The sequence below is a fragment of the Ideonella sp. genome, from assembly GCF_041914305.1.
In the GTDB taxonomy this organism is placed as follows: domain Bacteria; phylum Pseudomonadota; class Gammaproteobacteria; order Burkholderiales; family Burkholderiaceae_C; genus Ideonella.
On record NZ_JAYSDQ010000010.1, the window covers coordinates 167384 to 192732 of the forward strand.

Here is a 25349-nt window from a genome sequence, read left to right on the forward strand (position 1 = left end):
GATTGTTTGAGCGCAGTGAGGGAAGCGAACGAAGCGAGTTCGACAGTGGCTACAAGGCCGAGCATCGCAGGGCACCCGAGCCGAAGGCGAGGGCGCTGGTTGATGAGCCCGGGCGGGTACCGGCTCTCAGTCCGCGACAAGCCCTGCAGGTGAAGGGCGGCCATACTCACACCCGCCCCATCGCGAAACCCTTCGCGATGTAGTGGCGCACGAACCAGATCACGATCGCGCCGGGCACGATGGTCAGCGTGCCGGCCGCGGCCAGCACTGCCCAGTCCATGCCCGAGGCGCTGACGGTGCGGGTCATCGTGGCCACGATGGGCTTGGCGTTGACGCTGGTCAGCGTGCGCGCCAGCAGCAGCTCGACCCAGCTGAACATGAAGCAGAAGAAAGCCGCCACGCCAACCCCCGCCTTGATCAGCGGCAGGAAGATGGTGAGGAAGAAGCGCGGGAACGAGTAGCCGTCGATGTAGGCCGTCTCGTCGATCTCGCGCGGGATGCCGCTCATGAAGCCTTCGAGGATCCACACTGCCAGCGGCACGTTGAACAGCAGGTGCGCCAGCGCGACGGCGATGTGCGTGTCCATCAGCCCGACGGTGGTGTAGAGCTGGAAGAACGGCAGCAGAAACACCGCCGGCGGCGTCATCCGGTTGGTCAGCAGCCAGAAGAACACATGCTTGTCGCCGAGGAACGAGTAGCGGCTGAAGGCGTAGGCGGCCGGCAGCGCGACGGTGATCGAGATCACCGTGTTGATCGCCACGTAGATCAGGCTGTTGATGTAGCCCGAGTACCAGCTCTCGTCGGTGAAGATGGTCTGGTAGTTGGCCCAGGTGAAGTGCTGCGGGAACAGCGAGAAGCTCGACAGGATCTCCTCGTTGGTCTTGAAGCTCATGTTGACCATCCAGTAGATGGGCAACAGCGCGAACGCGATGTACAGCAGCAGCAGGATGCTGCGCTTCTGGAACCGCTGGTCATTCATGGCCCGCTCCTTCCTTGTCGGCCGTGCCCACGCGTTGCATCCAGTTGTAGAGCACGAAGCAGAACAGCAAGATGATCAGGAAGTAGATCAACGAGAACGCCGCGGCGGGGCCGAGGTCGAACTGGCCGACCGCCTTCTGCGTCAGGTACTGGCTAAGGAAGGTGGTGGCATTGCCGGGGCCACCACCGGTCAGCACGAAAGGTTCGGTGTAGATCATGAAACTGTCCATGAACCGCAGCAAGACCGCAATCATCAGAACCCCGCGCATCTTGGGCAGCTGGATGTAGCGGAAGACAGCGAACTTCGAGGCACCGTCGATGCGCGCCGCCTGGTAGTAGGCGTCGGGGATGGAGCGAAGGCCGGCGTAGCACAGCAGCGCCACCAGCGGTGTCCAGTGCCAGACGTCCATCAGCAGCACCGTCAGCCAGGCCTGCGTGGCGTTGCCGGTGTAGCTGTAGTCGATGCCGAGCTTTTCCAGCGTCGCGCCCATCAGGCCGATGTCGGCGCGGCCGTAGATCTGCCAGATCGTGCCGACCACGTTCCACGGGATCAGCAGCGACAGCGCCACGATCACCAGCGTCGCCGAGGCCTTCCAGCCTTGCGCCGGCATCGCCAGCGCGAGCCCGATGCCCAGCGGGATCTCGACCGCCAGCACCGACAGCGAGAAGCGCAGCTGGTTCCACAGCGCCGCGTGCAGGTCTTCGTCGCGCATCACCGAGGCGAACCATTCGGTGCCGACGAACACGCGCCGCTCGGGCGAGATGATGTCCTGCACCGAGTAGTTCACCACCGTCATCAGCGGCACGATGGCCGAGAACGCGACGCAGATGAAGACCGGCAGGATCAGGAACCAGGCCTTCTGGTTCACGGGCTTGGTCGGGGCCGTCATGCCACCAGCTCCTCATTCGAATAAAAGCAGGTGTGGTTGCCCAGCACCTGCAGCCGGATCGCGTCGCCGGCCGAAGGAATCACGGCGTCGGGCGCGAGCCGCGCCTTCAGCGTCTGTTCGCCCGCACGGCAGGTCACCAGCACGTAGGTGCCGATGTCCTGCACCTGCGTCACGGTGGCCGGCAGCCCGCGTGGTGCGTCGGCCGCAGCGATCGCCAGGTACTCGGGACGGATGCCCAGCTTCAGTGCGCCGTCGGGCAATGTGCGGCCGGATTCGCCGAGCACTTGGCCGTTCACGCTCAGCTGGCCATCCCTGGCCTCGACCGGCAAGAAGTTCATGCCCGGCGAGCCGATGAAGTGGCCGACGAAGGTGTGCGCCGGCCGCTCGAACAAGGCCTCGGCCGGGCCGACCTGCACCGCCTTGCCGCGGGTCATCACCACCACCTGCTCGGCGAAGGTCAGCGCCTCGACCTGGTCGTGCGTGACATAGATCAGCGTCAGCTTCAGCTCGTGGTGAATCTGCTTGAGCTTGCGCCGCAGCTGCCACTTCAGGTGCGGGTCGATCACGGTCAGCGGTTCGTCGAACAGCACCGCCGACACATCCGGCCGCACCAGGCCGCGGCCGAGCGAGATCTTCTGCTTCTGGTCGGCGGCCAGGCCGGCCGCGCGCAGATTCAGCTGGTGGCTCATCTCCAGCATCTCGGCGATCTGGCCCACGCGCTGCTTGATCTGCGCTTCGGGCACCTTGCGGTTCTTCAGCGGGAAGGCCAGGTTCTCGGCCACCGTCATCGTGTCGTAGATGACCGGGAACTGGAACACCTGCGCGATGTTGCGGGCCTGCGGCGTCGCGCGGGTCACGTCCTGGCCGTCGAACTTCACCGTGCCGTGCGACGGCACCAGCAGGCCCGACATGATGTTGAGCATCGTGGTCTTGCCGCAGCCCGACGGGCCCAGCAGCGCGTAGGCGCCGCCGTCGACAAAACTCATCTTCAGCGGCAGCAGCGCGTAGTCGCCGTCTTCTTTCGGGTTCGGCTTGTACGAGTGCGCGAGGTCGAGGTCGATGCGGGCCATCAGCGTGGTCCTCCGGTGCGCGTGGGGGCGACGAGCAAGCGGCCGCCCTGGTCGAAGACATAGACCTGCGTCGGGTTCAGGTGCAGCGTGATCGCGGCGCCGAGGTCGAAGTCGTGCACGCCGGTCAGCTGCGCGACGAGTTCGCCAACCGCCGTTGCAACGTGGACGTAGGTGTCGGAGCCCGAGATCTCGGCCAGCTCGACCTTGCCCGGCAGCGCCACGTCACCCGGCCGCGCCTGCACGCGCAGCGCGCTGGCGCGCACGCCCAGCGTCAAGGCGCGCGACGACGCCGCCGGCAACGGAATCTGCAGCGCCGGCCCAGCGTTCATTTGCACGCCGACGCTCACCGCCTCGCCGCCGATCAGGTTCATCGGTGGGTCGCTGAAAGCCCGCGCGACGCGGATCGACGCCGGCGCATGGAAGACCTCGGCCGTCGGCCCGTACTGCAGCAGCTCACCCGCGTCGAGCACCGCGGTGTAGCCACCCAGCAGCAGCGCCTCGGCCGGCTCGGTGGTGGCGTAGACGACGGTCGAGTCGCCGCTGGCGAACAGCTGGGTCAGCTCTTCACGCAGCTCCTCGCGCAGCTTGTAGTCCAGGTTGACCAGCGGCTCGTCGAGCAGCATCAAGGGCGCGTTCTTGGCCAAGGCGCGCGCCAGTGCCACGCGCTGCTGCTGGCCGCCCGACAGGGCCGCCGGCAAGCGGTCGAGGAACATCTCGATGTGCAGCTTGCTGGCCAGCTCACGCACCCGCTCGGCCACACCCTTCTCGCCGCGCAGCTTCAGCGGCGACGCGATGTTGTCGGCCACGCTCATCGACGGGTAGTTGATGAACTGCTGGTAGACCATCGCGACATTGCGCTCGCGCACCGGCACGCCGGTCACGTCCTTGCCGTCGACGCTGACGCGCCCGGCCGTCGGCGTGTCCAGCCCGGCCATGATGCGCATCAGGCTGGTCTTGCCGGCCTGCGTGGCACCGAGCAAGACGGTGACGGCGCCGGGGTGCGGCGCGAGGCTCATGTCGTGCAGCCAGGTTTCGGCCCCGACGTTCTTGCTGATGCCCTCCAGCGTCAGCTGCATGGGGTGTCCTTCATCTCGGTCGTCTGATCCACAAACGTTGGTGTCACGGGGTGTTCGGTCGCGGCGCGGTCCATCCACGCGCCGACGCGGGCGCGCTCGGCTGGCGTGTAGTGCAGGCCCAGCTTGCTGCGCCGCCACAGCACGTCGTCGCCGGTGCAGGCCCATTCGGTCTGGCGCAAGAAGTTCAGCTCGGCCTCGTACAGGCCCGGCGCGATCTCGGCGCCCAGGTCGGCCAGGCTCTGCGCGGTGCCGATCAGCTCGCCGATGCGGGCGCCGTAGGCCCGCGACAGGCGGCGCACCAGCACCGTCGGCAGCCACGGGTGGCGCGCGCCCACGGCGTGCACCAGGCGTTCGAAATCGGTGTCGGGCTTCTGCGCCGTGCCGATCCAGCCCGACAGCTCGCCGCCGGGCAGGAAGGCGCCGTGCGTCCACGCCGGGCGGTGCTCGCCGAGCATGCGGCCGATGTCGTCGGCGGCGTCTTCGGCCAGCTTGCGGAAGGTGGTGATCTTGCCGCCCCACACGCTCAGCAGCGGCGCACCCTGGCCGCCGGCGGTGTTGGTCTCGAGCAGGTAGTCGCGCGTCACGGCCGACGGGTCGCCGGCGTCGTCTTCGAGCAGCGGGCGCACGCCGGCATAACTCCACACCACGTCGGCGGTGCGCACCGGGCGGCGGAAATAGCGGCTGGCCTGCTCGCACAGGTAGGCGGTTTCGCTCTCGCTGATGCGCGCGCCGCGCGGGTCGCCATGCAGCTCGACATCGGTGGTGCCGATCAGCGTGAAATCGCGCTCGTACGGGATCGCGAAGATGATGCGCTTGTCGGGGTTCTGGAAGATGTAGGCGTGGTCGTGCGCGAAGCAGCGCGGCACGACGATGTGCGAGCCCTTGACCAGGCGCAGGCTCTTGGTCGCCAGCGCCTCGCCGCGGGCCGGCAGCGCCACGCCGCGCAAGAAGGCCTCGGCCCACGGGCCGGCGGCGTTGACCAGCGCGCGGGCGGTGACCTGCCGCTCGCCGCCGTCTTCGGCCTGCAGCGTGGCGTGCCAGGTGCGCTCGCGCCGCTCGGCGCGGGTCACGCGGGTGCGGGTCAGCAGCGTCGCGCCCTTGGCGCGGGCGTCGATCGCGTTCAGCACCACCAGCCGTGCGTCGTCGACCCAGCCGTCGGAATAGACGAAGCCGCGGGTGAACTCGGGCTTCAGCGGCGCGCCGGTGGCGTGGGTGGTGAGGTCCACGCCGCGCGAGCCGGGCAGCACCTCGCGCTTGGCCAGGTGGTCGTACAGGAAGATGCCCAGGCGGATCAGCCACGCCGGCCGCATCGACGGGTCGTGCGGCATCACGAAGCGCAGCGGCCACATGATGTGCGGCGCGCTCTTCAGCAGCACCTCGCGCTCCTGCAGGGCCTTGCGCACCAGCGAGAACTCGTAGTACTCGAGGTAGCGCAGGCCACCGTGGATCAGCTTGGTCGACGACGACGAGGTGTGCGCGGCGAAATCGTCGGCCTCGGCCAGCAGCACGCGCCAACCTCGGCCGGCCAGGTCACGCGCGATGCCGGCGCCGTTGATGCCACCGCCGACGACCAGCACGTCGCACGCCAGCGGCCCCGGGCCGGTGGCATCGGCAGCGTGCGCAGGCACGCCTTGGGGCGCGTCGTTGAACAGGGTTGTCTCCTGGAGTCGTCGGGGGGCGAGAACAACGGCAGGCGAGGCCGTCCGTGTTCTTCTTTTTTCGTTTTACCCCATGCAATGTTCGTTTGCAAGTTCGTTTTAGTCGTTTTGCTTTCGGGTTTGCACTGATTCGCCCGACCTGCGGCCACTCACGACAATGCGGGCCATGACCCCCAACCCGCGTCAGTCCGAGTTGCTCGACGCCGTGCGCACGCATGGCGTGGCCACCGTCGAAGCCTTGGCCGACCGCTTCGGCGTCACGCTGCAGACGGTGCGGCGCGACGTGAAGCTGCTGGCCGAGGCTGGGTTGCTGGCGCGGTTTCATGGCGGCGTGCGGCTGCCCAGCTCGACCACCGAGAACATCGCCCACCGACAGCGCGAGTCGCTAAACGCCGATGCGAAAACGCGCATCGCCAAGGCGGTGGCCGCGCGCGTGCCCAACGGCTGCTCGATCCTGATCAACCTGGGCACGACGACCGAGGCGGTCGCCCGCGCGCTGCTGCGCCACAAGGGCCTGCGCGTGATCACCAACAACCTCAACGTCGCGGCGATCCTGGCCGACAACGTCGACTGCGAGGTCATCGTGGCCGGCGGCGTGGTGCGCAACCGCGACCGCGGCATCGTCGGCGAAGCGGCGGTCGACTTCATCCGCCAGTTCCGTGTCGACATCGGGCTGATCGGCATCTCGGGCATCGAGGCCGACGGGTCGCTGCGCGATTTCGACTACCGCGAGGTCAAGGTCTCGCGCGCGATCATCGAGCAGTCGCGCGAGATCTGGCTCGCCGCCGACCACAGCAAGTTCAACCGCCCGGCGATGGTCGAGCTGGCCCGTGTCGACCAGATCGACCTGCTGTTCACCGACCGGCCGCCGCCGGCGCCGTTTCCCGCGCTGCTGGCCGAGGCGGGGGTGCAATTGGAGTGCGTCCAATCATGATTCAGCTTGCTCAAACTTCCGGCGGACCGAGCGACGGGCCGCTCCCTAGCCGGTCCGCGTCTCCTCGGGGGACCGGCCGATGTACCCATCGGACGAGGGGCAGACCATGACGTACATCCTCGCCCTCGACCAAGGCACCTCCAGTTCACGCTCGATCGTGTTCGATGAGCGTGGCCGCATCGTCGCGATGGCGCAGCGCGAGTTCCGCCAGATCTACCCGCAGCCGGGCTGGGTCGAGCACGACCCGAACGAGATCTGGGACAGCCAGCTCGCCACCGCGCGCGAGGCCTTGCAGAAGGCCGGCCTCACGGCCGCCGACATCCGGGCCATCGGCATCACCAACCAGCGCGAAACCACCGTGGTGTGGAACCGCCGCACCGGCCAGCCGGTGCACAACGCGATCGTCTGGCAGGACCGGCGCGCCGAGCCGCTGTGCGCGCAGCTGCGTGAGCATGGGCTGGAGCCCAAGGTGCGCGAGACCACCGGGCTGGTGATCGACGCGTACTTCTCCGGCACCAAGATCCGCTGGATCCTCGACCATGCACCGGGCGCGCACATCGCCGCCGCGCAAGGCGACCTGGCCTTCGGCACCGTCGACAGCTGGCTGCTGTGGAAGCTGACCGGCGGCCGTGTCCACGCCACCGACGTCAGCAATGCCTCGCGCACGATGCTGTTCGACGTGCGCCACAACCGCTGGGACCCGGGCCTGCTCGGCGCGCTGCACGTGCCTGACAGCCTGCTGCCGCAGGTGCACCCGAGCAGCCATGTCTACGGCGAGTGCGAGGCCGCACTGCTCGGCGCGGCGATCCCGATCGCCGGCATCGCCGGTGACCAGCAGAGTGCGCTGTTCGGCCAGGCCTGCTTCAAGGCCGGGCTGGCGAAGAACACCTACGGCACCGGCTGCTTCATGCTGATGCACACGGGCAGCGCGTTCCAGACCAGCGCCAACGGCCTGATCACCACCAGCGCGGCCCAGCCCACCACGACGCCCGAGTTCGCGCTCGAAGGCAGCGTCTTCATCGCCGGTGCGGTGGTGCAGTGGCTGCGCGACGGGCTCAACGCGATCAAGTCCAGCTCCGAGGTGCAGGCGCTGGCCGAAAGCGTGCCCGACTCGGGCGGCGTGATGTTCGTGCCGGCCTTCACCGGCCTCGGGGCACCGTACTGGCAGCCCGATGCGCGCGGCACCATCGTCGGCCTGACGCGTGGCAGCAACGCGGCGCACATCGCGCGTGCGGCGCTGGAGAGCATCGCGTTCCAGAGCGCTGCGCTGTTGCAGGCGATGAGCCGCGACGCGGTGGCCGCGGGCGGCCACGCCGTGACCGAGCTGCGCGTCGATGGTGGCGCCTGCGTCAACAACCTGCTGATGCAGTTCCAGGCCGACCTGCTGGGCATCCCGGTGGTGCGGCCGCGCGTGATCGAGACCACCGCGCTCGGCGCGGCGTACCTGGCCGGCCTGGCCACCGGCGTCTGGAAGAGCCTGGACGAGCTCGCGGCGCAGTGGCAGGTCGAGCGACGCTTCGAACCCACACTGCCGCGCGAGCGCGCCGCAGAGCTGATGCAGCGCTGGGAACGGGCGGTGCGGCAGGCCGTGGCGGCCTGAGGCCCGTGGGGGCGAGGTCGGCGGCGAGGTCGGCGGCGAGGTAAAAAGTCGGCAGGCCTGTCACAAACGGGCGGGCGGCCACGTCTGGTGGTCATCTCCACCTGCGAACCGCGCCATGGCCCCTTCCTTCCCCGACGACGCGCTCGACGCCTTCGCCGCCGCGCGCCCCAAGCTGTTCTCGATCGCCTACCGCATGCTCGGCACCCGCACCGATGCGGAAGACGTGCTGCAGGATGCCTGGCTGCGTTGGCACCAGGTCGACCGCAGCACGCTGCAGTCGGCCGAGGCCTGGCTGGTGACCGTGGTGACGCGGCTGGCGATCGACCGCTTGCGGGTGGCCAAGACCGAGCGGGAGGCCTATGTCGGCTGGTGGCTGCCCGAGCCGCTGGTCGAGGCGATCGACGAGCGCACGCCCGAGGCGGTGGCCGAGCTGGCCGGTGAACTCTCGGTCGCGCTGCTGTGGGTGCTGGAGCGGCTGTCGCCCGAGGAGCGCGCGGCCTTCCTGATGCGCCAGGCCTTCGACCAGGACTATGCGGACATCGCCGCGCTGCTGGGCAAGAGCGAAGCGGCCTGCCGCCAGCTGGTGCACCGCGCCACCGAGCGTGTGCAGCAAGACCGGCCACGCTTCGACGTCAGCCAGGGCGCGCAATACCGGCTGCTGGAGAAGTTCGTCCACGCGGCGCGCCACAGTGACCGCGACGCGATGAAGGCGCTGTTGGCCGACGACGTGCAGGTGGTGGGCGACGGCGGCGGCAAGGTGCCGGCGTTCCTGCACATCCTGCGCGGTGCCGAGCGCATCACCAACCTGTATTGGGCGATGGCGCTGCGCCTGAAGGACAAGGTCGCCTACCGCATCGCGCAGATCAATGGCGAGCCGGGGCTGCTGCGCTACATCGACGGCCAGCTCGAATCGGCCCAGGCGGTGGTCACCGACGGCGAACGCATCGTCGCGATCTATGCGGTGCGCAACCCGGACAAGCTGGCCGGCATACCGCAAGAAATCTGATCGGCCGCTGTCACAACGGCCACGCGCCCCGCGTCTAACAAGCAGGAACCGACAAAGACGGTTGCCGATTTCCCTCCAACCCGAATCGAAAGTGTCTTGCCATGACGACCCACGCTCCCCGCGTCCCGTACTACCAACTGGCCCCGAAGTCGTTCCAGGCGCTGCTGGCGCTGTCGGCCACCGTGCACGCCAGCTCGCTCGGCGTGAAGCTGGTCGACCTGGTCTTGCTGCGCGTGTCGCAGATCAACGGCTGCGCCTACTGCATCGACATGCACTGGCGCGACCTGATCAAGCACGACGTCGATGCGCGCCACCTGAATGCACTGGCCGGCTGGCGCGAGGCCCCGTTCTTCAGCGAGCGTGAACGCGCCGCGCTGCGCTGGGCCGAGCTGATCACCGCGACGCCGAACAGCGACGCCAGCGACGAAGAGTTCGCCCGCCTGCGCGAGCACTTCTCGGACACCGAGATCGCCGAGCTCGGCTTCACGATCGCCACGATCAATGCGTGGAACCTGCTCAACGTGGGCTTTCGCAACCCGGTGCCCGAGAAGGTTTGAAGGGCCCCTATTCAGCGCTCGTGCCGACGCGGAACGTGAAGCGGAACTTGCAGGCGCAGCTCGCCAGCTCCTGGACCCAGAAGCTGTAGGTGCCCGGGCCGAGCGGCGGCACGAAGCCCTTGGCGCCGGTGCCGGTGCCCATCGCCGGCAGGATGTCGGTGCCTTCGTCGTCGGTGCCGTAGTGGGTCCAGCCCAGCAGGTCTTCGGGCGAGCCACCGACCGGCGGCACGGTGACTTGCTTGCCCTTTTGCACGCCGATGAACGACACGTTCAGGCCGACCAGCGTCTCGGGCTCGAGGATGATCGCGTCCAGCTGCTGGCCGGCGGCGATCTTGATGGTGAAGTAGTCGCGGTCGGTCACGCCGTTCTTGGTGCCGTAGTTGCCCGAGACCACGTTGTCGCCGAGCTTGAGCTTGACCGCCGTCGGCGTCAGCCCGCTGTCGGCCAGGTCGCCTGATTTTTTCTCCGAATAGCCGGCGGCCAAGGCGCCCGCGCTGAACAGCGAGGCCGCCAGAATCAAAGCCATCGTTCGCATGCTGTCATCTCCTGTGTTTTGGGGAAATCAGCGCCCGCCAAGCCCGGCCGACGCGGGCGAAAACTAGCACCCGCCTCGGTGCCGCGATAGCCGGCTTCTAGGGGGCGCGGCGGTTCAACCTTTAGCGCCGGCGCGGGCACTCACCGCGCGTTCGCGCACGCGCCCGCAAGCCGTGCCAGGCTTCGGATAATCGGCCGATGAGCACCCTGCCTTCGACGCCCGTCTCGCCCTCGTTCGGCTGGGCCCTGGTCGGCCCCGGTCGCATCGCCCACCGCTTCGCTGAGGCGGTGCACCGGCTGCCCGGCATGCACCTGGCGGTGGTGCAAGGGCGCGACCTGGGCCGCGCCCAGGCCTTTGCCGACCACTGGACCCGCGAGGGGGCGCCCCCCATCCCTGCCATCCCCGCCATTGCCGACCTGGCCGCCGCGCTGGCGCGGCCCGACGTGCACGGTGTCTACATCGCCACACCGCACGCCTTTCACGGCGGCGCGGTCCGCCAGGCGCTGCTGGCCGGCAAGGCGGTGCTGTGCGAGAAGCCGCTGGTCGCCAGCCGAGCCGAGGCGCTGCCGCTGGTCGGGCTGGCGCGTGAGCGCGGCGTGTTCTTGATGGAGGCGGTGTGGACGCGCTTTTTGCCCGTCTACGCGACGATCAAGGCCTGGCTGACCGACGGCGCGATCGGCCCGCTGCGTGGCCTGCAGTCGAGCTTCTGCTTCGACGCACCGTACGAGCCGGCGAGCCGCCTGTACGACCCGGCGCTGGCCGGCGGGGCGCTGCTCGACCTGGGCGTCTACAACCTGACGATGACGCGCTGGGTGCTGCAGCAGGCGCTGGGCGACTGCCCCGAGCCGGAGGCGTTGCAGGCCAGCGGCCAGCTGGCGCCGACCGGGGTCGATCAACGCGTCTGGGCCACGCTGGACTTTGGCCGCGGGCTTGCCTCGCAGTTCACCTGCGGCTTCGACGGCGCGGCCGACAACGGGCTGCGCATCTTCGGCCAGCACGGCCACATCGTCGTGCCCCGAACCTTCTGGGAGGCCACCGAAGCCCAGCTGCATGTCGACGGCCAGGCGCCGGTGCTGGTGCAGGCGCCTTTGGCGATCAACGGCTTCGAAGGCGAGATCGACGAGGCGGTGCGCTGCGCACGCGCCGGCCGCGTCGAGAGCGCGGTGATGTCGCACGCCGACACGCTGGCCACGCTGGGCTGGATGGACCGCATTCGTGCCCAGATGGGGGTGCGTTACCCGTGGGAGTGAACCGGGCCCCCACGGCCCCTTCCGGGGCCTGCCCCCCAGGGGGCTCGCGCAGCGGACCGGCCAAGCCGGATCCGCGCACGCCACTTGATGGGCGGCGGCGCTGCGCGCGCCTGGTGAGCAGACGGCCGACCAAGGCGGCGCTTTTTCGGCCTTCGTGGCCGGGCGCGGGGCCGCAGACTGCGAGCAAGAGTGGCTGCCTGCGGCCGCCGGAGCCTGCCCGTGCATCGAATCCTTCTTTGGCTGGTCGCCGCGCTGGTGGGGCTGCTGCCCACCGCGCCCGCCTACGCCGACCCCGGCTACTACGTCGTCACCGCGTACGACAACGCCGGCCTGCGCACGGTCGATTTCCGCTATTGGACGGTCAAGTTCGGCGGCCGGCCCGAAACCATCTGGCCCGAGCTGGGCCTGGGTTACGGCGTCAACACCCGCTGGACCACCGAGCTGCTGTACAGCACGATCGGCCCGTCGAACTGGGACGTGGTGCCCAGCTCGCTGACCTGGCAGAACGATGTCTTGCTGACGCAGGGCGAATGGCCGATCGACCTGGCGTTGCACGCCAGCCTGATCCGCCAGGCCGGCTACGGCGGCCAGACCTATGCGCTCGAATACGGCCCGGTGCTGCAGACCGACCTTGGCCGCACCCAGCTGAACGCCAACATCTTCTTCGAGCGCAGCTTCGAGCCTGAGGACGGCAAGCCGATCCAGATGAAGTACCAGTGGCAGCTGCGCCACCGCTGGCACCCGCTGATGGATTTTGGCCTGCAGGGCTTCGGCGAACTCGGCCATTGGAGCCACTGGAACGAGAACAGCCGCCAGTCGCACCGCGCCGGCCCGGCCTTCTTCGGCCATGTCGACCTGGGCCAGGGCAGCGGCCCGGACAAGGCCTTGCTCTACCAGGCGGCCTACCTGCTCGGCACGGTCTACAGCAAGCACGGCGGCATGTTCACGCTGCGCATGCAGTACCGCTTCTGACCGCCGTATCGGCGCACCCTACCCGCGCGGCGCCGGGCGCACCAGCAGCCGGCGCAGCAGGGCGGCCCCCACGGCGCCCAGGCCGGCGGCGAGCAGCCAGGCCAGCAGCGGCACCTCGGTGTCGTCGGGCAGGTCATCGGCCCATTGGCCCAGCAGCGTGATGCTGGTGTTGAACGCCACGTGCAAGGTGATGCAGGGCAGCAGCGAGCGGGTGCGGTCGTAGAGCCAGCCCGCCAGCGTGCCGATCACCATCGCGACCAGGAACTGGTGGATGTTCAGGTGCGCAAACCCGAACAGCAGCGCCGAGCCGGTGATCGCCGCGCCGCGCGGGTACAGCTGCAAGAAGCCGCGCAGCACCACGCCGCGAAACAGCAGCTCTTCGAGCACCGGCCCGAGCAGGCAGACCGTGGTCACCGCGACGAAGCCGCCCTCGGCCATGTGCTCGAACGCGGCCTGCTCCCAGGCCGACAGCGGCAGCAGCTGCGTCAGCCAGTCGTTGAGCACGCCCAGCACCAGCACCATCACCGGCGTGACCGCCAGGATCGGCCCGAGCAGCAGCCAGAAGGTCGCGTGGGGCGACGCGCTGGACGGGTGGATCAGCACCCGGTGGCTCAGGCCCATGCGGTGCAGCACGATGCTCAGCACCAGCCCGTTGGCCAGCACCACGTCGAGCGCATCGAGCGACCATTCGCCCAGCCCGAGCACGCCGTTGAAGTCTCTGAGCAAGGCGCCGAACAGCACCTCGGCGAGGAACAGCGCGACGACCAGCAAGAACGCCTGGAACGCGTTCGGGAATGGCGCGTGGGGTTCGTTCATCGGGGGTCAGGGGCTGCCGCTGTGGCGCGCCCTTGTGTCAATCGCCGCCGCATCCACCACCACCGCAGCTCCCGCCCCCGTCGCCGCCGCCGTCTCCACCGCCATCGCTGCCGAAGCTGAAGCCGCTGAAGCTCCAGCCGCTGGCGCTGCCGCCACCGTCGCCGAAGTTGCCTTCGCCGTAGGTGCCGAGGTCGGCGCCGCAGTAGACGACGCTGCCATCATCGGCGCGGCGCAAGGTGTTGCTGCAGTCGAGCGCATAGACGAAGCCGCCGGCGACGCCGAGCTTGTGGTCGAGCGCGAACAGCAGCGGCAGCCTTGTGGCCTGGCGCGGGTTGATGTTCTCGAGCTTGCACACGTGCCACCAGCAGCGGCGCAGCCCGGCGTTGGTCTTGCCGCCGCCGCTGCCCAGCACGGCCGCCGGCGTGTGGTGCAGAAAGCGGCCGAACGCGCGGCGGCAGAACTCGTCGTAGTTGCGGGTGTGCAGGATGAACTCGTGCCACAGGTCGTCGACCACCTGCGACGGCATCGACACGTAGCGCCGGCCGCTCTTCAGGTGCGCGAGAAAGAACTGGCGCAGCGCGGTGTTGACCAGCTGGCAGTCCTTCAGGCTCAGCTCGGGCCGGCGCTTGCGCAGCGCGTCGTACAGGCCGCGCGGCAGCTGGGCCTCGCGGATGTAGGCCTCGCGCCGCAACGCCTGGTCGCGCCGCCACCACCAGGCGAACGTCACCGCCAGCAACAACAGCAGGAACGGGCTGAACTTGTGGATGCCGGCCAGCAGGCTGTCGAGCATCACCACCTCGCTGCGGTCGACTGGGGCCTGTTAACGCTACGGAGGCCCGTGCGAACGGGTCGTGCAGGGATGCAGGGCAAGGCGCCCGCCGCCACCCAGGCTGGTGCCTGGGCAAGGTGGGCAACGACGCCATGCGCCCTGCACGGCCCGTTCCCGAAGGGTTGCCACCAGAACAGCCGACCGCGGCGTTGCAAAGCCTCGCCGGGGCTGCACCCCGGCTTCGTTTTGCGCCTTGCGCTCGACTTGTTCTGGTGGCAACGCATCGGGTCTCCGTAGTGTCAACAGGCCCTACTCGGCGGCCGCGGCCACCAGGGCCGCCAGGGCCTCGGCCACCTCGCTGTCGGCCACCCCGTCGCCGCGCGCCACCGGCGCCCCGGCGAGCGCCGCGGCGCCTTCGGTCTTCAGCTTCTTGACCCACTCGCCGGCATCGCGGCCGCCGGCAAAACCTTCGCTTTGCAGCAGCACCCGGCCGTCGTGTGCGCTGAGCTTGAAGTAGAAGCGGCCATCGGCCTCGCGATACTGCTTGAACACCGGCAACGCGGCCTTGGCCTTCGGCGCTTCGGCCACCGCGGCCTTCAGCGGCTGGAAGCGGCGCAGGCCGACCGCCTCGCGCAGGCGCGCCAGCAACGGCGCGGCGATCGCGCGCGCCTTGGCGGCACCTTCTTGCAGCGCGGCTTCGATGCGTTCAGGGTGCGCCATCAGCGCGTCGTACTTGTCGCGCATCGGGCCGATCTCGGCGTCGATCAGGTCGTACAGGCGCTGTTTTGCTTCGCCCCAGGCCAGGCCGCCGCGCAGCTCGGCGCGGAAGGCTGCGCGCTGCGCCGGCGTTGCGAAGGCGTCGTAGATCGTCATCAGCGCGGTGCCCTCGGGCTCCTTCGGCTCGCCCGGCAGCTTCGAGTCCGTCACGATGCGCGCGATCGCCTCGCGCAGCGCCTTGGCACCGCCCTCGAACAACGGGATCGCGTTGTCGTAGCTCTTGCTCATCTTGCGGCCATCGAGGCCGGGCAAGAGCTCCATCTCGGCGTCGGTCTGCGCTTCGGGCAGCACGAAGAACTCCTGGCCCTGCCCGAAAAGGTGGTTGAAGCGCTGCGCCACGTCGCGCGCCATCTCGATGTGCTGCACCTGGTCCTTGCCCACCGGCACGCGGTGCGCGTTGAACATCAGGATGTCGGCCGCCATCAGGATCGGGTAGCTGTACAGCCCCATCGAGATGTTGGCGTCGGCGTCCTCGCCGGCGGCCAGGTTCGCGTCGACCGAGGCCTTGTAGGCGTGGGCGCGGTTCATCTGGCCCTTGGAGGTGACGCAGGTCAGCAGCCAGGTCAGCTCGGGGATCTCGGGGATGTCGCTCTGGCGGTAGAAGGTGACCTTGGCCGGGTCCAGCCCGGCGGCCAGCCAGGTGGCGGCGATCTGCAGGCGCGAGGCCTCGATGCGGGCCGGGTCGTCGCACTTGATCAGCGCGTGGTAGTCGGCCATGAAATAGAAGCTCTCGACACCCGCCTCGCGGCTGGCCGCGATGGCCGGGCGGATCGCGCCGACGTAATTGCCGAGGTGCAGGGTGCCGGTGGTGGTGATGCCGGTGAGAACGCGTTGGGCCATGGCTGCAGGGATGGGAAAAGTCACGGTGGCCGGGGTGGCCGGATCGCGCGATTGTGGCCGGCTTTGCGCCGATGGTGCCGGGCGCGTGCGGCCGCTCAGGCCACCGGCGCCGCGGCGGCCTGCAGGGCCTGGGCCCGCCACGCCGCTGGCGTGCAGTCGAACCAGGCCCGGAACGCGTGGTTGAAGCTGCTTTGCTGGCCGTAGCCAAGCAGGAACGCGACCTCGGTCAGGCTCAGGCTGGCGTCGCGCAGGTAGCGCTGGGCCAGCTCGCGCCGGGTCTCGTCGACCAGCGTCGTGAACGGCATGCCGGCCTCGGCCAGCCGGCGCTGCAGCGAGCGGCCCGACAAGGCCAGCGCGGCCGCCACCTCGCCGAGCGTCGCGCGGTCGTGCATCAGCCGGGCCTGCACCTGCTCGCGTACCTGGCGCAGCAGCGGCGGCTCTTGCGAGGCGCGGTCGCGCGCCTGCAGCCGCTCGCCGGCCAGGCGCTCCAGCTCGGGGAACAGGCTGGTGTCGGCGTGCGGGATCTGCGCATCGAGCACCGCCGACGGAAAACGCAGCTCGGTGACCGGCGCGCCGAACGACACCGGCACGCCCAGCGCCTGCTCGTAGAGCTCGGCCGACATCTCCGCCGGCCGCGCGTGGGTGAAGCGCACCTCGCTGGCCGGCAGCGCACCGCCGGCCAGCCAGTGCGCAAAGGCGCGGATGCCGGCGACCACGCTTTCGCTCAGCTGGCGCGCGCCGGGCTGGTCGAGCCAGGGAGAGTGCCAGTAGTAGTGCGCGACACCGTCGCCCTCGACGATCTCCGAGCGGCCCAGGTCGTGCGCCAGGCCCTCGAAGCGGCAGGTCTGCGCCGCGGCGGCGCGAAAGTCGGCGCAGGTGCATAGCACCAGGCCGTAGCCGGCGAAGGTGGCCAGGCGCATGCGCTGGCCGACCTGCAGGCCGAACGCCGGGTTGCCCAGCTGCGCCGCGGCGGTGTCGAGCAGGCGCATGTACTGGCGCACGGACAGGTCCGGTGCCGGCGTCAGCGTGGCCAGCCCGCAGGCCTGGGCCAGGCGCGCCAGGTCGGCGCCTTGGTCGCGGGCGGTCTCGACCGCGGTGTTGGCATAGGCGCCGACGACCCGGGCGCGCTCCAGCGGCGGCAGGCGTGGCGGGTGGGGGGCGGCAACGGGCGGCATGGCCCGCAGTGTGACGCATCACGCCCGGGCCGCCGGGCGGCGCCTGCCGGTCAGCGCGCCGTGCGCAGCACCCGCTGCAGCTGCGCGTACAACGGCGCCAGGCGGCCGTACATGCGCTGGTAGGCCCCGTGGTAGAGCGCGTCGTACAGCGCGTGGTGCTGCGGGTGGGGCTCGAAGCGTTGGCCCAGCCGCGTCATCGCCGCGACCGCGCTTGCGAAGTCGCGGTGCAGGCCCAGGCCCACCGCGGCGGCGATCGCCGCGCCCAGGCCCGAGGTCTCGAAGGTGTGCGGCCGCGTGGCCGGCAGGCCGAAGATGTCGGCGGTCAGCTGCATCGCCGCGTCCGACTGCGCGCCGCCGCCCGACACGCGCAGCTCGGTGATCGGCGTGCCGCTGCGCTTTTCGATCCGCTCCTTGCCGTCGCGCAGCGCATAGGCCAGCCCTTCGAGGATCGCGCGGTACAGGTGGGCGCGGGTGTGCACGTCAGAGAAGCCGATGATCGCGCCGCGCGCGTCCGGCCCCGGGTGGCGGATGCCGGGTGTCCAGTAAGGCTGCAGCATCAGCCCCTGCGAGCCGGGCGGCACCTGGGCCACCAGGCGGTCGAACAGCGCCTCGGGGCTGACACCGGCGGCCAGCGCTTCGGCCACCTCCGGGTGGCCGAACTGGTCCTTGAACCAGCGCACCAGCCAGTAGCCGCGAAAGATCTGCACCTCAGTGTTGAACTGACCCGGCAGCAGGGCCGGGTACGGCGGGATGAACGACAGCGCCTCGACATAACGCGGCGTCGTGACGTCGATCGTCGCGGTGGTGCCGTACGACACGGCGCCGATGTGCGGCGCCACCGCGCCGGCGCCGACGATCTCGCAGGCCTTGTCGGCCGCGGCGGCGATCACCGGCAGCCCCTCGGGCAGCCCGGTGGCGGCCGCCGCCTCGCGCGTCAGGCCGCCGAGCGTGTCGCCGGCCGGCACCAGCTCGGGCAGGTGCTCGGGCCGCAGCGGCAGCGCCTGCCACTTCCAGTCGCGCGGGCCGGCCCATTGCTGGCGCTTGAAGTCGAACGGCAGGTAGCCGACCTGCGACGCGACCGAGTCGGCAAAGCGGCCGGTCAGCCGGTAGTTCAACCAGCCCGACACCAGCAGCAGCTTGTGGGTGCGGGCCAGCACCTCGGGCTCGTGTTCGGCGATCCAGTTGGCCTCGGCTTCGCGCTGGAAGTAGTCGATCGTCGGTGCGATGCCGACGGCCTTGAACGCCAGCCGCCACCACGGGCTGATCGGCGGCAGCCGGCTCGCGCGGCGCTGGTCGAGCCAGGTGATGAAGCGGCGCAGCGGGCGGCCCGCGGCGTCCACCGGCAGCAGCGTGCCGCGCTGGGTGGTGACCGCCAGGCCCTTCACGCGCTCGGCCGCATGCTCGTGCGCATGGGCCTGCAGCACGCGCCGGCAGACGCTGGCCGCGGCCTGCCAGAAGGTCTCGGCGTCGTGCTCGTGCCAGCCCTCGTGCAGCGACACGTAGTCGTCGAAGCCTTGCTGGGCCTTGCCGCGGATGTTGCCGTGCAGGTCGATCAGCAGCGCGCGCACGCTTTGGGTGCCGCAGTCCAGCGACAGCAGCAGGGGGTCGTTCATACCTGTTTTCCAGGGTCGGAGATGACGTCGGCAATCTTTGGCGGCAACGCGTAGCAGCGTGCGACCAGGGCTCGGTAGCGCGCCCACTCGCGCTGCCATTCGTCGTCGCTCCAATGCAGCGCCTGCTGCACCAGTGGCTGCAGGCGCGGCGCGAGTTCGGCGCCGCCGTTGCGCAGCAGCAGGCCGAGCCGGGTGCGGCGCAGCAGCAGGTCGTCCAGGTGCACCACGGCTTCGTGGTGGCAGGCCCAGCGCAGCTCGGCCCAGGCGATGCCGGTGTTGGCGATGGTCTGCAGATCACCTGGCTGCGCGGCCTGCAGCAGCCCTGGCGCGTCGTCGCCGAAGCGGGCGGCCCAGCGCTCGCGCAGCGCGGGGGGCAACGTGTCGAGCGCCGCCGACGCGGCCGTGCGCGGCGCGAAGATGGCCCCGTCGGACCCCGCGCCGGCCAGCGCCGGCACATGGCGGGCGGCGCAGCGCAAGGCCTGCCGCGCGGTCGAGCGAAAGGTCGTCAGCTTGCCGCCGGTGACGGTGACGAGGCCTTGCTCGTCGATCACCAGGTGCTCGCGTGGTTCGCTCGATGGGTCGACGTTGCGGCCCGAGCTGACCACCGGCCGCACGCCGGCCCAGGTCGAGCGCACGTCGGCTTCGCCCAGCGCCAGCGCCGGGAAGGCGTGCTGCAGCGCCTGCAACAGGTAGTCGAGCTCGGCGCGGGTGATGCCGGGCTCGTGCGCCAGGTCGTCGCGGTGGTCGAGGTCGGTGGTGCCGACCAGCGTGGCGCCCTCCCACGGCAGCGCGAACACCGGCCGCTGGTCGAGCGGGTGGAACAGCGCCACCGCCTGCGCCAGCGGCAGCCGCCAGTCGGGCAGCAGCAGGTGGCTGCCGCGCAAGGGCCGCAGCAGCGGGGCGTGGCCGAGCGAGGTGCGCAACACGTCGGCCCAGACGCCGGTGGCGTTGACGACGCAGCGCGCGCGCAGGTCGAGAGCCTCGCCGGTCACCGTGTCGACCAGGCGTGCGCCTTGCACGATCGCGCCGCTGGGTGTCGGGCTGTCGGCGCGCAGCAGCGCGTCGACCCGCACATGGTTCACCGCCCGGGCGCCGAGCGAGCGCGCCTCGGCCAGCACGCGCAGCACCAGCCGCGCATCGTCGGCCTGCGCGTCGAGGTACGACCAGCCACCGATCAGCCCGTGGCCATCGAGCCCGGGGGCTTGGCCCAGCACCTCGGCAGCGCTGTGCCAGCCGCGGGTGCGGCGGCCGGCCAGCGCGTCGTACAGGCCCAGGCCGAGCCCCAGCGTGCGCCGCCCCGGCTTGGCGCCCTGGCGCAGCGGCAACACGAAACGCAGCGGGCGCACCAGGCCGCCGGCCTGGGCCAGCAGCGCGTCGCGCTCGTGCAGCGATTCGCGCGTCAGGCCGATGCGGCCCTGGCCGAGGTAACGCAGCCCACCGTGCACCAGCTTCGACGAGCGCGACGAGGTGCCGCCGGCGAAGTCACGCGCCTCGACCAGCGCGACCTTGGCGCCGGCGCGGGCCGCTTCGAGCGCGACACCGGCGCCAGCGATGCCACCGCCGACGACCAGCACGTCCCACTGGCCGCCGCTGCGCAGCGCGGCGAGGTCTTCAGCGCGGTTCATCGGTGCGGTCATCGGTGCGGTCATCGGTGCGGGGGGGCAGCAGGTTGCCGCTGGCCATCAGCCCTTGCGGGTCGAAGTGCGCGACCAGCGCCTGCAAGGCCTGCAGGCCACGCGCGCCTTTCTCGGCCGCCAGATAGGGCGCATGGTCCTTGCCGATACCGTGCTGGTGGCTGATCGTGCCGCCCGAGCGCACCACCGCCTCGCTGACCGCGCGCTTGAGCGCCGTCCAGCGCGCCCAGGCGCTGTCGAAATCGTCGCCGATGCGAAAAACGAAGGTGCTGTAGACGCTCGAGCCCTGGGCGTAGACATGCGACAGGTGGGTGTAGGCGTGGCAGCGCTCGCCGAAGGCCGCGAGTGCGGTGCTGCCAGCCTGCTCCATCGCCGCCATCGTGGCGCCGACGCGCGGCCAGTCGACCGCGGTTTCCATCGTGTCGACCGCGTAGCCACGCGCCCACAGCGCGTTGCGAAGGTAGACGCCGCGAAAGCGGTTGGCCTGCCACTTGCGGCCCAGCAGCGTGCCGGTCGACACACCGCCGTGGCGCCGCAGGATGGCCTGGGCCTGCGAGCGCATCGCGCTGACCTGCGCCGCGCCGCCGGTCAGCCCCAGCATCAGCAGCACCTTGCCTTCGCCGCAACCGCGCCAGCGCAGCAGGCGTTCGAGCCAGGCGATGGCGTTGGCGTGGCCGGCCAGCGCCAACGTGGTGACGGTCTCGGTCGGGTTCGCGAGTCGCAGCATCGACAGGCCCAGGCGCGCCTGCGCCAGCTCGCGCGCTGCGGCCTCGCCCGCCGCCCAACTGGGCAGGAAGACACCGACGAACGCCTCGCGCTCGGGCAGGCGCTGCACGCGCACGATGGCCTCGGTCAGCACGCCCAGCCGGCCCTCGGAGCCGAGCACCCATTCGCGCAGGTCCGGCCCGGCGGCCGAGGCCGGGAACGGCGGGATCACCAGCGGCCCGGTCGGCGTTTCGAGCGTGCCGCCGGCGAACATCGCCTCGATGCGGCCATAACGCGCCGACTGCTGGCCCGACGAACGGGTCACGACCCAGCCGCCCAGCGTGGCGTACTCGAAGCTTTGCGGGTAGTGGCCGAGCGTCCAGCCCTGCGCGCGCAGCTGGGCTTCGAGATCGGGGCCGGCGACACCGGCCTGGAAGGTCGCCAGTTGCGCCAGCGGATCCAGCTGCAGCAGGCGGCGCAGGCGGCCGAGCATCAGCGTCAACACCGGCCGCTGGCCTTCGGGGGGCGTCAGGTGGCCGACGACGCTGGTGGCGCCGCCGCAGGGGATCACCACCGCGCCCACCGTGCCGGCCCAGGCCAGCACCTGGCGCAGTTCGTCGTTGCTTTCCGGCCAGGCGACACCGTCGGTGATGCGGCCGAGCCGGCCGAAGCGCAGCCGCAGCCAGTCGCCCAGGCTCTGGCCGAAGCTGGCGCGCAGCCGCTGCTCGGGGTCGGTGCTGACCAGCGGGTGCGGCGGCAGGCGCGATGGCTGGTCGGCGACCTGTGCCAGCGCTGCGCTCAGCGCCGCATCGGCCGGCGCCTGGCCCGCGCCGATGCGCTCGGCCAGAAAGCCCAAGGCGGCCTCGTTCAGTTCGAGGCCGACGGTCGTGTCGCCCCAGCCGTTCCAGCGTCTCAATGCATGCTCCTTCGGTGTCCCGGCGAGCATAGGCAGTGGTGGTGCCCAGGGCTTGCCGGGCCGCGCCAAGCGCTTGCGCCAACGCGCCATCGTGCGGCCACGCGGCGTGCCGCGCAACGGGATCAACGCCGCGTCAGGTGGATGCCGGCGATCATGCAGCGCACCGAGCCGCCGGCCTGCTCGATCGTTGGCACCGGCAGCGCGACGAGGCGGGTGCTGCGCTCGATGGTGGCGCGCTGCTTGTCGGTCAACGCCGCGGCGGCGCGGGTCGACAACGCCAGCAACCGGCCAGCCGGGCTGCTCAGCTCGATCGCGTTGGCGGCGAACTCGGCGATCTGCGCCGGGCTCAGCGCGATCACCTCGCGCCCGCTGTCTTCGAGCCGCTGGCAGACCTCGGCCCGGCGCCGCGGGTCGGTCATCAGGTCCAGCCCGACGAGTGCGAAGCGGGTGGCCAGGCACATCAGCACGTTGGTGTGGTAGACCGGCCGGCCGTGGCGGTCGGCGCTGTCGAACACCATCGGCTCGAAGTTGAAGTGGGTGCAGAAGCGCTCCAGCGCGACCGGGTCGGCGCGGTTCGAGCGCGCGGTGTAGGCGATGCGGCCGATGTGGTCGAGCACCATCGCGCCGGTGCCTTCGAGGTACACGCCGTCGTGCGCCAGGCCCGAGTAGTCGATCACGTCCTGCACCCGGTACTCGGTCTTCAGCAGCTCGATCACGTCGGGGCGGCGCTCGCGGCGGCGGCTGGGCATCGCCATCGGGTAGACCGCGATCTGGCCACCGGCGTGGGTCGAGAACCAGTTGTTCGGAAACACCGAGTCGGGCGTGTCGTGGCGGCCGTCGTCGTCGAACAGGTGCACCCGCACGCCTTCGGCCTGCAGCCGGTCGGCGGCGGCGCTGACCTCTTCGAATGCGGCCGCGGCCAGGCCCGATTCGGTGGCGGCCACCAGGCTCTGGAAGGCGTTGTCGGCGGCTGTCTGCGGGTTCACGCGAAAAGCGTGCGGGCGGATCATCACGACGGCGCGGGGGGCTTGAAGGCTGGCGGTGCTGGTCATGGGGGAAGCGGATCGAAGTGGCTCGGCGGCCGCAGTCTCGCCAGGGTGCCGCCCAAACAAAAGCCGGCGAACCGACCAGTTTGCTGGCTATGCTGAGCAAATCGCCAAGCCTTGTTCGCGAAATGCCCACTGCCCAGGCCGCTGCGGCCCTCGACGACATCGACCATGCCCTGATCGGCCTGCTGCGCGACAACGCGCGGCTGAGCACGGCGGCGCTGGCCAGCAAGACCGGCGTCTCGCGCAGCACGGTGCACAACCGCCTGGCGCGGCTGGAGCGCGACGGCGTGATCGCCGGCTACACGCTGGTGCTGGGCGGGTTGGGGGCCGGGGCGGGGGCGGCACCGCCGGTGCGGGCGCTGATGACGATCGCGGTCGACGGCAACCGCGCGCACGAGGTGCTGCGCGCCCTGCGCGGCCAGCCCAGCGTGCGCGCGCTGCACAAGACCAACGGCCGCTGGGGCATCGTCGCCGAGCTGCAGGCCGAATCGCTCGACGCGTTCAACACCGCGCTCGGCAGCATCCGGCTGATCGACGGCATCCTGCAGTCCGAGACCAGCCTGCTGCTGGCATCCGAACGGTTCTGACGGCGGCCACCGCTGCCGCGGGGCTCAGCCCTTGAGCTTGTGGCCGGGCCCAATGTCGTCATCACGGGAGCAACACGATGACGACCAGTCAAACCACCGGCCAGACTACCAGCCACGACCCGCTCGACGCCGAGCGCCACACCCGCTCACGCCGCGCACGGCGCGTGTTCGCCGCGCTCTATGGCCTGGCGGTGGCCTGCCTGCTGTGCTGTGCGTTGCCGCTGTCGGCCAGGGTCATCGACACGGTGGCGCTGCTGCCGGCCATCGTGGCCGCGCAGGTGCTGGGCGCGGTGGCGCTGCTCGGCTGGCTGCTGGCGTGGCCAGCAGCGGATGCGGGCCACGCCGCGACGCTGCGGCCGCGCGAGCACTGATCAGCGCCGCGCGCGCAGCGCCTGCAGCATGGCCCGCACCTCGTCGGCCGGGCGCTGCGGCTCTTTCCAGTAGGCCGAGCAGTCGGGCTTGCGGCCGAGCAGCTTCATCTCGACCAGCTCGCGCCGCGGCGTCACGTGGTCGCCATAGGTCGTCCAGGCCTTCAGGATCTCGTTGACCTCGCGCTCGGTGTAGATGCGGCCCGAATCGAAGCGCAGCCACAGCCCCCACATCGCCAGCCGCTGCACCGCGAACTTGTAGGGCCAGCGGGCCAGGCGGCCGTGCTCGTCGAACTGGGTCAGGGCCTTGGTCGCGTGCGCGCCCAACGTGGTGGCGGGGGCAGCGTGGGCCGCGCTCGCCGCCGGGGCGGCCGGCGCGGGCGCCCGCGTCAGCGTGGCCTGGGCGCGCAGGGCCTGCACGCTGCGGTGGCCGGCCGCGCGGGCCAGCATGTTCAGCAGCTGCACATGGCTGGGCGCCGAGCCGGGCGATTTGTCGAGGTGTTCACCGAGTTGCTGGCGCAGCGTCTTGGCGAACTGCGACAGGTCGTCGCAATGCAGCGGCACACGGTCGCGGCCGCGGTCGGCAATAGAGGATGGGGTCGTGGCGATGGTCGTCATGGTGCGTCTTTCTCGCGCGCATGAACCGGGCCCGGTGGTGTGGCCGGGGGCTGGGGTCGCCGACTTGCAGCCAAGGTTCAGGCGCCGCGTTCAACGCAGGGCTCAACAGACCAAGGCAAGAAAAAGGATCAGGGCAGGTTTAGCTCGGGCCGTCGAGAACGATCTCGAACGGGGCCACGCGGCGACGCCTGGGTGAACTGCCGACCGGCGCGCATCATAGCGCCGGTCGGCAGGCGCTCAAAACAGCGGCACGTGGAACGGCAGCGGTTGCGACAGCTGGCCCTCGGGCGAGACGAACTGCAGCACGTTCAGCGGCGCGACCTCGTCGATGCTGGTGTTCAGCAGCAGCCAGCGGGTGTCCTGGCCGGCGCACACAGGGGTGCGCAGGTCGAAGCTGATCGTGGTGCCGTCGGTCGAGCGAGACGCTGTCTTCGACGCGATCCGGCCGCCCAGGTCGTCGCGGTAGTCGGCCACCAGCTTCAGCGGGTGCACGTACTTGTTGATCAGCAGGCGCGAGATGCAGCCCTGTTGCACCTGGATGCGCAGGTGGCACTTGCACTTCTTGTCGGTGCCCTGGACGATCATCTCGGTGTACTTGCCGCTGATCAGGCCCTTCGGGTCCTTGAACTCGAAGGTCTGGCTGGTGTTGAAGATCTTCGGCCCGCCCAGCTCAGGCGATTCACGCGAGTTGGTGCCGTCGGTCGTGCGGGTCGTGCCGGGCTTGAGCCACTTGCCGGTGATCAGCGGATCGATGTCGCCGTTCGGCATCACGCTGGCATCGAAAGCAGGCGGCGGGTCGTTGCACTTTTGAGTCTGCAACGGCCCGTTTTCGTCCGCCCAGCCCGAGCCGGCGGCGAGCACCCACGGCAGAGCCACGGCCCAGACCTTGGTGCGCAGCGAAGTTGACGTGTCCATATGTCCTCCTACAGTCAATCGACCCCAACAGTGGGCCTTCA

Annotated in this window: 24 protein-coding genes; 8 read left to right on the plus strand and 16 right to left on the minus strand. The window is 70.4% G+C overall.

Translation table 11 applies throughout. The annotated features are described in order from the left end of the window. Window positions 1–166: 166 nt before the first annotated feature. From ACE3SG_RS15160 to glpD, 5 genes are read right to left on the minus strand one after another with little or no spacing between them, the layout of a single operon-like run. Window positions 167–979 (minus strand): carbohydrate ABC transporter permease, encoded by an 813-nt coding sequence (locus ACE3SG_RS15160; RefSeq protein WP_374566273.1) that lies wholly within the window; start codon window positions 977–979, stop codon window positions 167–169. Further along, window positions 972–1868 (minus strand): carbohydrate ABC transporter permease, encoded by an 897-nt coding sequence (locus ACE3SG_RS15165; RefSeq protein ID WP_374566275.1) that lies wholly within the window; start codon window positions 1866–1868, stop codon window positions 972–974. Before ACE3SG_RS15165 ends, ACE3SG_RS15160 begins: the two co-directional genes overlap by 8 nt. Further along, the gene (locus ACE3SG_RS15170; RefSeq protein WP_374566277.1) at window positions 1865–2938 is read right to left on the minus strand and encodes an ABC transporter ATP-binding protein; all 1074 of its coding nucleotides are present in this window, start codon (window positions 2936–2938) and stop codon (window positions 1865–1867) included. The genes ACE3SG_RS15165 and ACE3SG_RS15170 overlap by 4 nt, the downstream gene beginning before the upstream one ends. Next, on the minus strand, window positions 2938–4014 hold the full coding sequence (locus tag ACE3SG_RS15175; RefSeq protein WP_374566278.1) for an ABC transporter ATP-binding protein: 1077 nt from the start codon (window positions 4012–4014) through the stop codon (window positions 2938–2940). The genes ACE3SG_RS15170 and ACE3SG_RS15175 overlap by 1 nt, the downstream gene beginning before the upstream one ends. After that, complete coding sequence (gene glpD / locus ACE3SG_RS15180; RefSeq protein WP_374566280.1) at window positions 4005–5642, minus strand: glycerol-3-phosphate dehydrogenase; 1638 nt, start codon at window positions 5640–5642, stop codon at window positions 4005–4007. Before glpD ends, ACE3SG_RS15175 begins: the two co-directional genes overlap by 10 nt. A 196-nt stretch (window positions 5643–5838) precedes the next feature. On the opposite strand from glpD, the gene ACE3SG_RS15185 reads away from it, so the two are divergent. The 4 genes from ACE3SG_RS15185 (at window position 5839) to ACE3SG_RS15200 (ending at window position 9769) form a co-directional block, all read left to right on the plus strand. After that, entirely contained in the window at window positions 5839–6606 is a 768-nt protein-coding gene (locus ACE3SG_RS15185; RefSeq protein ID WP_374566282.1) for a DeoR/GlpR family DNA-binding transcription regulator, read from the plus strand. Between the two features lie 106 nt (window positions 6607–6712). Next, window positions 6713–8206 carry a glycerol kinase GlpK gene (glpK, locus tag ACE3SG_RS15190; protein WP_374566284.1) on the plus strand — a complete coding sequence of 498 codons (1494 nt, stop codon included), beginning with the start codon at window positions 6713–6715 and terminating at the stop codon, window positions 8204–8206. Between the two features lie 115 nt (window positions 8207–8321). Next, the gene (locus tag ACE3SG_RS15195) at window positions 8322–9212 is read left to right on the plus strand and encodes an RNA polymerase sigma-70 factor (protein ID WP_374566286.1); all 891 of its coding nucleotides are present in this window, start codon (window positions 8322–8324) and stop codon (window positions 9210–9212) included. Between the two features lie 101 nt (window positions 9213–9313). Beyond that, window positions 9314–9769, plus strand: coding sequence for a carboxymuconolactone decarboxylase family protein (locus ACE3SG_RS15200; RefSeq protein WP_374566287.1), 456 nt, complete (start codon window positions 9314–9316; stop codon window positions 9767–9769). A 7-nt stretch (window positions 9770–9776) separates the two neighbouring features. On the opposite strand, the gene ACE3SG_RS15205 is transcribed toward ACE3SG_RS15200, so the two are convergent. After that, entirely contained in the window at window positions 9777–10295 is a 519-nt protein-coding gene (locus ACE3SG_RS15205) for a hypothetical protein (RefSeq protein ID WP_374566289.1), read from the minus strand. 206 nt (window positions 10296–10501) lie between these two features. Here ACE3SG_RS15205 and ACE3SG_RS15210 point away from each other — a divergent pair, with 206 nt between their 5' ends. Continuing rightward, a complete protein-coding gene (locus ACE3SG_RS15210) occupies window positions 10502–11554 on the plus strand; it encodes a Gfo/Idh/MocA family protein (protein ID WP_374566291.1) in 1053 nt (350 codons plus the stop codon). 219 nt (window positions 11555–11773) lie between these two features. Further along, window positions 11774–12526, plus strand: a complete 753-nt coding sequence (locus tag ACE3SG_RS15215) for a hypothetical protein (protein ID WP_374566292.1) — start codon at window positions 11774–11776, stop codon at window positions 12524–12526. 18 nt (window positions 12527–12544) lie between these two features. Here ACE3SG_RS15215 and ACE3SG_RS15220 read toward each other — a convergent pair whose 3' ends face one another. The 8 genes from ACE3SG_RS15220 to ctlX all read right to left on the minus strand — a co-directional run bounded on the left by ACE3SG_RS15220 (window position 12545) and on the right by ctlX (window position 22823). Further along, a complete protein-coding gene (locus tag ACE3SG_RS15220; protein ID WP_374566294.1) occupies window positions 12545–13342 on the minus strand; it encodes a lysostaphin resistance A-like protein in 798 nt (265 codons plus the stop codon). A 37-nt stretch (window positions 13343–13379) separates the two neighbouring features. Continuing rightward, complete coding sequence (locus ACE3SG_RS15225) at window positions 13380–14132, minus strand: hypothetical protein (protein WP_374566297.1); 753 nt, start codon at window positions 14130–14132, stop codon at window positions 13380–13382. A gap of 288 nt (window positions 14133–14420) precedes the next feature. Then, on the minus strand, window positions 14421–15728 hold the full coding sequence (locus ACE3SG_RS15230) for a tryptophan--tRNA ligase (RefSeq protein WP_374566299.1): 1308 nt from the start codon (window positions 15726–15728) through the stop codon (window positions 14421–14423). A 95-nt stretch (window positions 15729–15823) separates the two neighbouring features. Further along, a complete protein-coding gene (locus ACE3SG_RS15235; RefSeq protein ID WP_374566301.1) occupies window positions 15824–16903 on the minus strand; it encodes an AraC family transcriptional regulator in 1080 nt (359 codons plus the stop codon). Between the two features lie 50 nt (window positions 16904–16953). Then, a complete protein-coding gene (locus tag ACE3SG_RS15240; protein ID WP_374566303.1) occupies window positions 16954–18516 on the minus strand; it encodes an FGGY-family carbohydrate kinase in 1563 nt (520 codons plus the stop codon). Continuing rightward, window positions 18513–20153: a glycerol-3-phosphate dehydrogenase/oxidase gene (locus tag ACE3SG_RS15245; protein ID WP_374566305.1), complete on the minus strand. Its 1641-nt coding sequence runs from the start codon at window positions 20151–20153 to the stop codon at window positions 18513–18515. Before ACE3SG_RS15245 ends, ACE3SG_RS15240 begins: the two co-directional genes overlap by 4 nt. Then, a complete protein-coding gene (locus tag ACE3SG_RS15250) occupies window positions 20128–21771 on the minus strand; it encodes an FAD-binding oxidoreductase (protein ID WP_374566307.1) in 1644 nt (547 codons plus the stop codon). Before ACE3SG_RS15250 ends, ACE3SG_RS15245 begins: the two co-directional genes overlap by 26 nt. A 122-nt stretch (window positions 21772–21893) precedes the next feature. Beyond that, window positions 21894–22823, minus strand: coding sequence for a citrulline utilization hydrolase CtlX (gene ctlX, locus ACE3SG_RS15255; RefSeq protein WP_374566309.1), 930 nt, complete (start codon window positions 22821–22823; stop codon window positions 21894–21896). 122 nt (window positions 22824–22945) lie between these two features. Between ctlX and ACE3SG_RS15260 the strand changes: the two genes are divergently transcribed. Then, window positions 22946–23407: an Lrp/AsnC family transcriptional regulator gene (locus tag ACE3SG_RS15260; protein WP_374566311.1), complete on the plus strand. Its 462-nt coding sequence runs from the start codon at window positions 22946–22948 to the stop codon at window positions 23405–23407. Between the two features lie 77 nt (window positions 23408–23484). After that, the gene (locus ACE3SG_RS15265; RefSeq protein WP_374566313.1) at window positions 23485–23778 is read left to right on the plus strand and encodes a hypothetical protein; all 294 of its coding nucleotides are present in this window, start codon (window positions 23485–23487) and stop codon (window positions 23776–23778) included. Here the strand turns inward: ACE3SG_RS15265 and ACE3SG_RS15270 are convergent, their stop codons facing one another. Continuing rightward, window positions 23779–24393, minus strand: coding sequence for a DUF2087 domain-containing protein (locus tag ACE3SG_RS15270; protein WP_374566315.1), 615 nt, complete (start codon window positions 24391–24393; stop codon window positions 23779–23781). Between the two features lie 237 nt (window positions 24394–24630). After that, window positions 24631–25308, minus strand: a complete 678-nt coding sequence (locus ACE3SG_RS15275; protein ID WP_374566318.1) for a hypothetical protein — start codon at window positions 25306–25308, stop codon at window positions 24631–24633. Window positions 25309–25349: the final 41 nt, after the last annotated feature.

Bases quoted from the DNA above. Each gene is read 5' to 3' on its own strand.
- ACE3SG_RS15220 (WP_374566294.1), bottom strand. From the start codon at position 13,342: ATGAACGAACCCCACGCGCCATTCCCGAACGCGTTCCAGGCGTTCTTG.
- ACE3SG_RS15160 (WP_374566273.1), bottom strand. From the start codon at position 979: ATGAATGACCAGCGGTTCCAGAAGCGCAGCATCCTGCTGCTGCTGTAC.
- ACE3SG_RS15230 (WP_374566299.1), bottom strand. From the start codon at position 15,728: ATGGCCCAACGCGTTCTCACCGGCATCACCACCACCGGCACCCTGCAC.
- ACE3SG_RS15205 (WP_374566289.1), bottom strand. From the start codon at position 10,295: ATGGCTTTGATTCTGGCGGCCTCGCTGTTCAGCGCGGGCGCCTTGGCC.
- ACE3SG_RS15225 (WP_374566297.1), bottom strand. From the start codon at position 14,132: ATGCTCGACAGCCTGCTGGCCGGCATCCACAAGTTCAGCCCGTTCCTG.
- ACE3SG_RS15185 (WP_374566282.1), top strand. From the start codon at position 5,839: ATGACCCCCAACCCGCGTCAGTCCGAGTTGCTCGACGCCGTGCGCACG.
- ACE3SG_RS15265 (WP_374566313.1), top strand. From the start codon at position 23,485: ATGACGACCAGTCAAACCACCGGCCAGACTACCAGCCACGACCCGCTC.
- ACE3SG_RS15235 (WP_374566301.1), bottom strand. From the start codon at position 16,903: ATGCCGCCCGTTGCCGCCCCCCACCCGCCACGCCTGCCGCCGCTGGAG.
- ACE3SG_RS15170 (WP_374566277.1), bottom strand. From the start codon at position 2,938: ATGGCCCGCATCGACCTCGACCTCGCGCACTCGTACAAGCCGAACCCG.
- ACE3SG_RS15165 (WP_374566275.1), bottom strand. From the start codon at position 1,868: ATGACGGCCCCGACCAAGCCCGTGAACCAGAAGGCCTGGTTCCTGATC.
- ACE3SG_RS15175 (WP_374566278.1), bottom strand. From the start codon at position 4,014: ATGCAGCTGACGCTGGAGGGCATCAGCAAGAACGTCGGGGCCGAAACC.
- ctlX (WP_374566309.1), bottom strand. From the start codon at position 22,823: ATGACCAGCACCGCCAGCCTTCAAGCCCCCCGCGCCGTCGTGATGATC.
- ACE3SG_RS15260 (WP_374566311.1), top strand. From the start codon at position 22,946: ATGCCCACTGCCCAGGCCGCTGCGGCCCTCGACGACATCGACCATGCC.
- ACE3SG_RS15275 (WP_374566318.1), bottom strand. From the start codon at position 25,308: ATGGACACGTCAACTTCGCTGCGCACCAAGGTCTGGGCCGTGGCTCTG.
- ACE3SG_RS15240 (WP_374566303.1), bottom strand. From the start codon at position 18,516: ATGAACGACCCCCTGCTGCTGTCGCTGGACTGCGGCACCCAAAGCGTG.
- ACE3SG_RS15270 (WP_374566315.1), bottom strand. From the start codon at position 24,393: ATGACGACCATCGCCACGACCCCATCCTCTATTGCCGACCGCGGCCGC.
- ACE3SG_RS15200 (WP_374566287.1), top strand. From the start codon at position 9,314: ATGACGACCCACGCTCCCCGCGTCCCGTACTACCAACTGGCCCCGAAG.
- glpK (WP_374566284.1), top strand. From the start codon at position 6,713: ATGACGTACATCCTCGCCCTCGACCAAGGCACCTCCAGTTCACGCTCG.
- ACE3SG_RS15195 (WP_374566286.1), top strand. From the start codon at position 8,322: ATGGCCCCTTCCTTCCCCGACGACGCGCTCGACGCCTTCGCCGCCGCG.
- ACE3SG_RS15210 (WP_374566291.1), top strand. From the start codon at position 10,502: ATGAGCACCCTGCCTTCGACGCCCGTCTCGCCCTCGTTCGGCTGGGCC.
- ACE3SG_RS15245 (WP_374566305.1), bottom strand. From the start codon at position 20,153: ATGACCGCACCGATGAACCGCGCTGAAGACCTCGCCGCGCTGCGCAGC.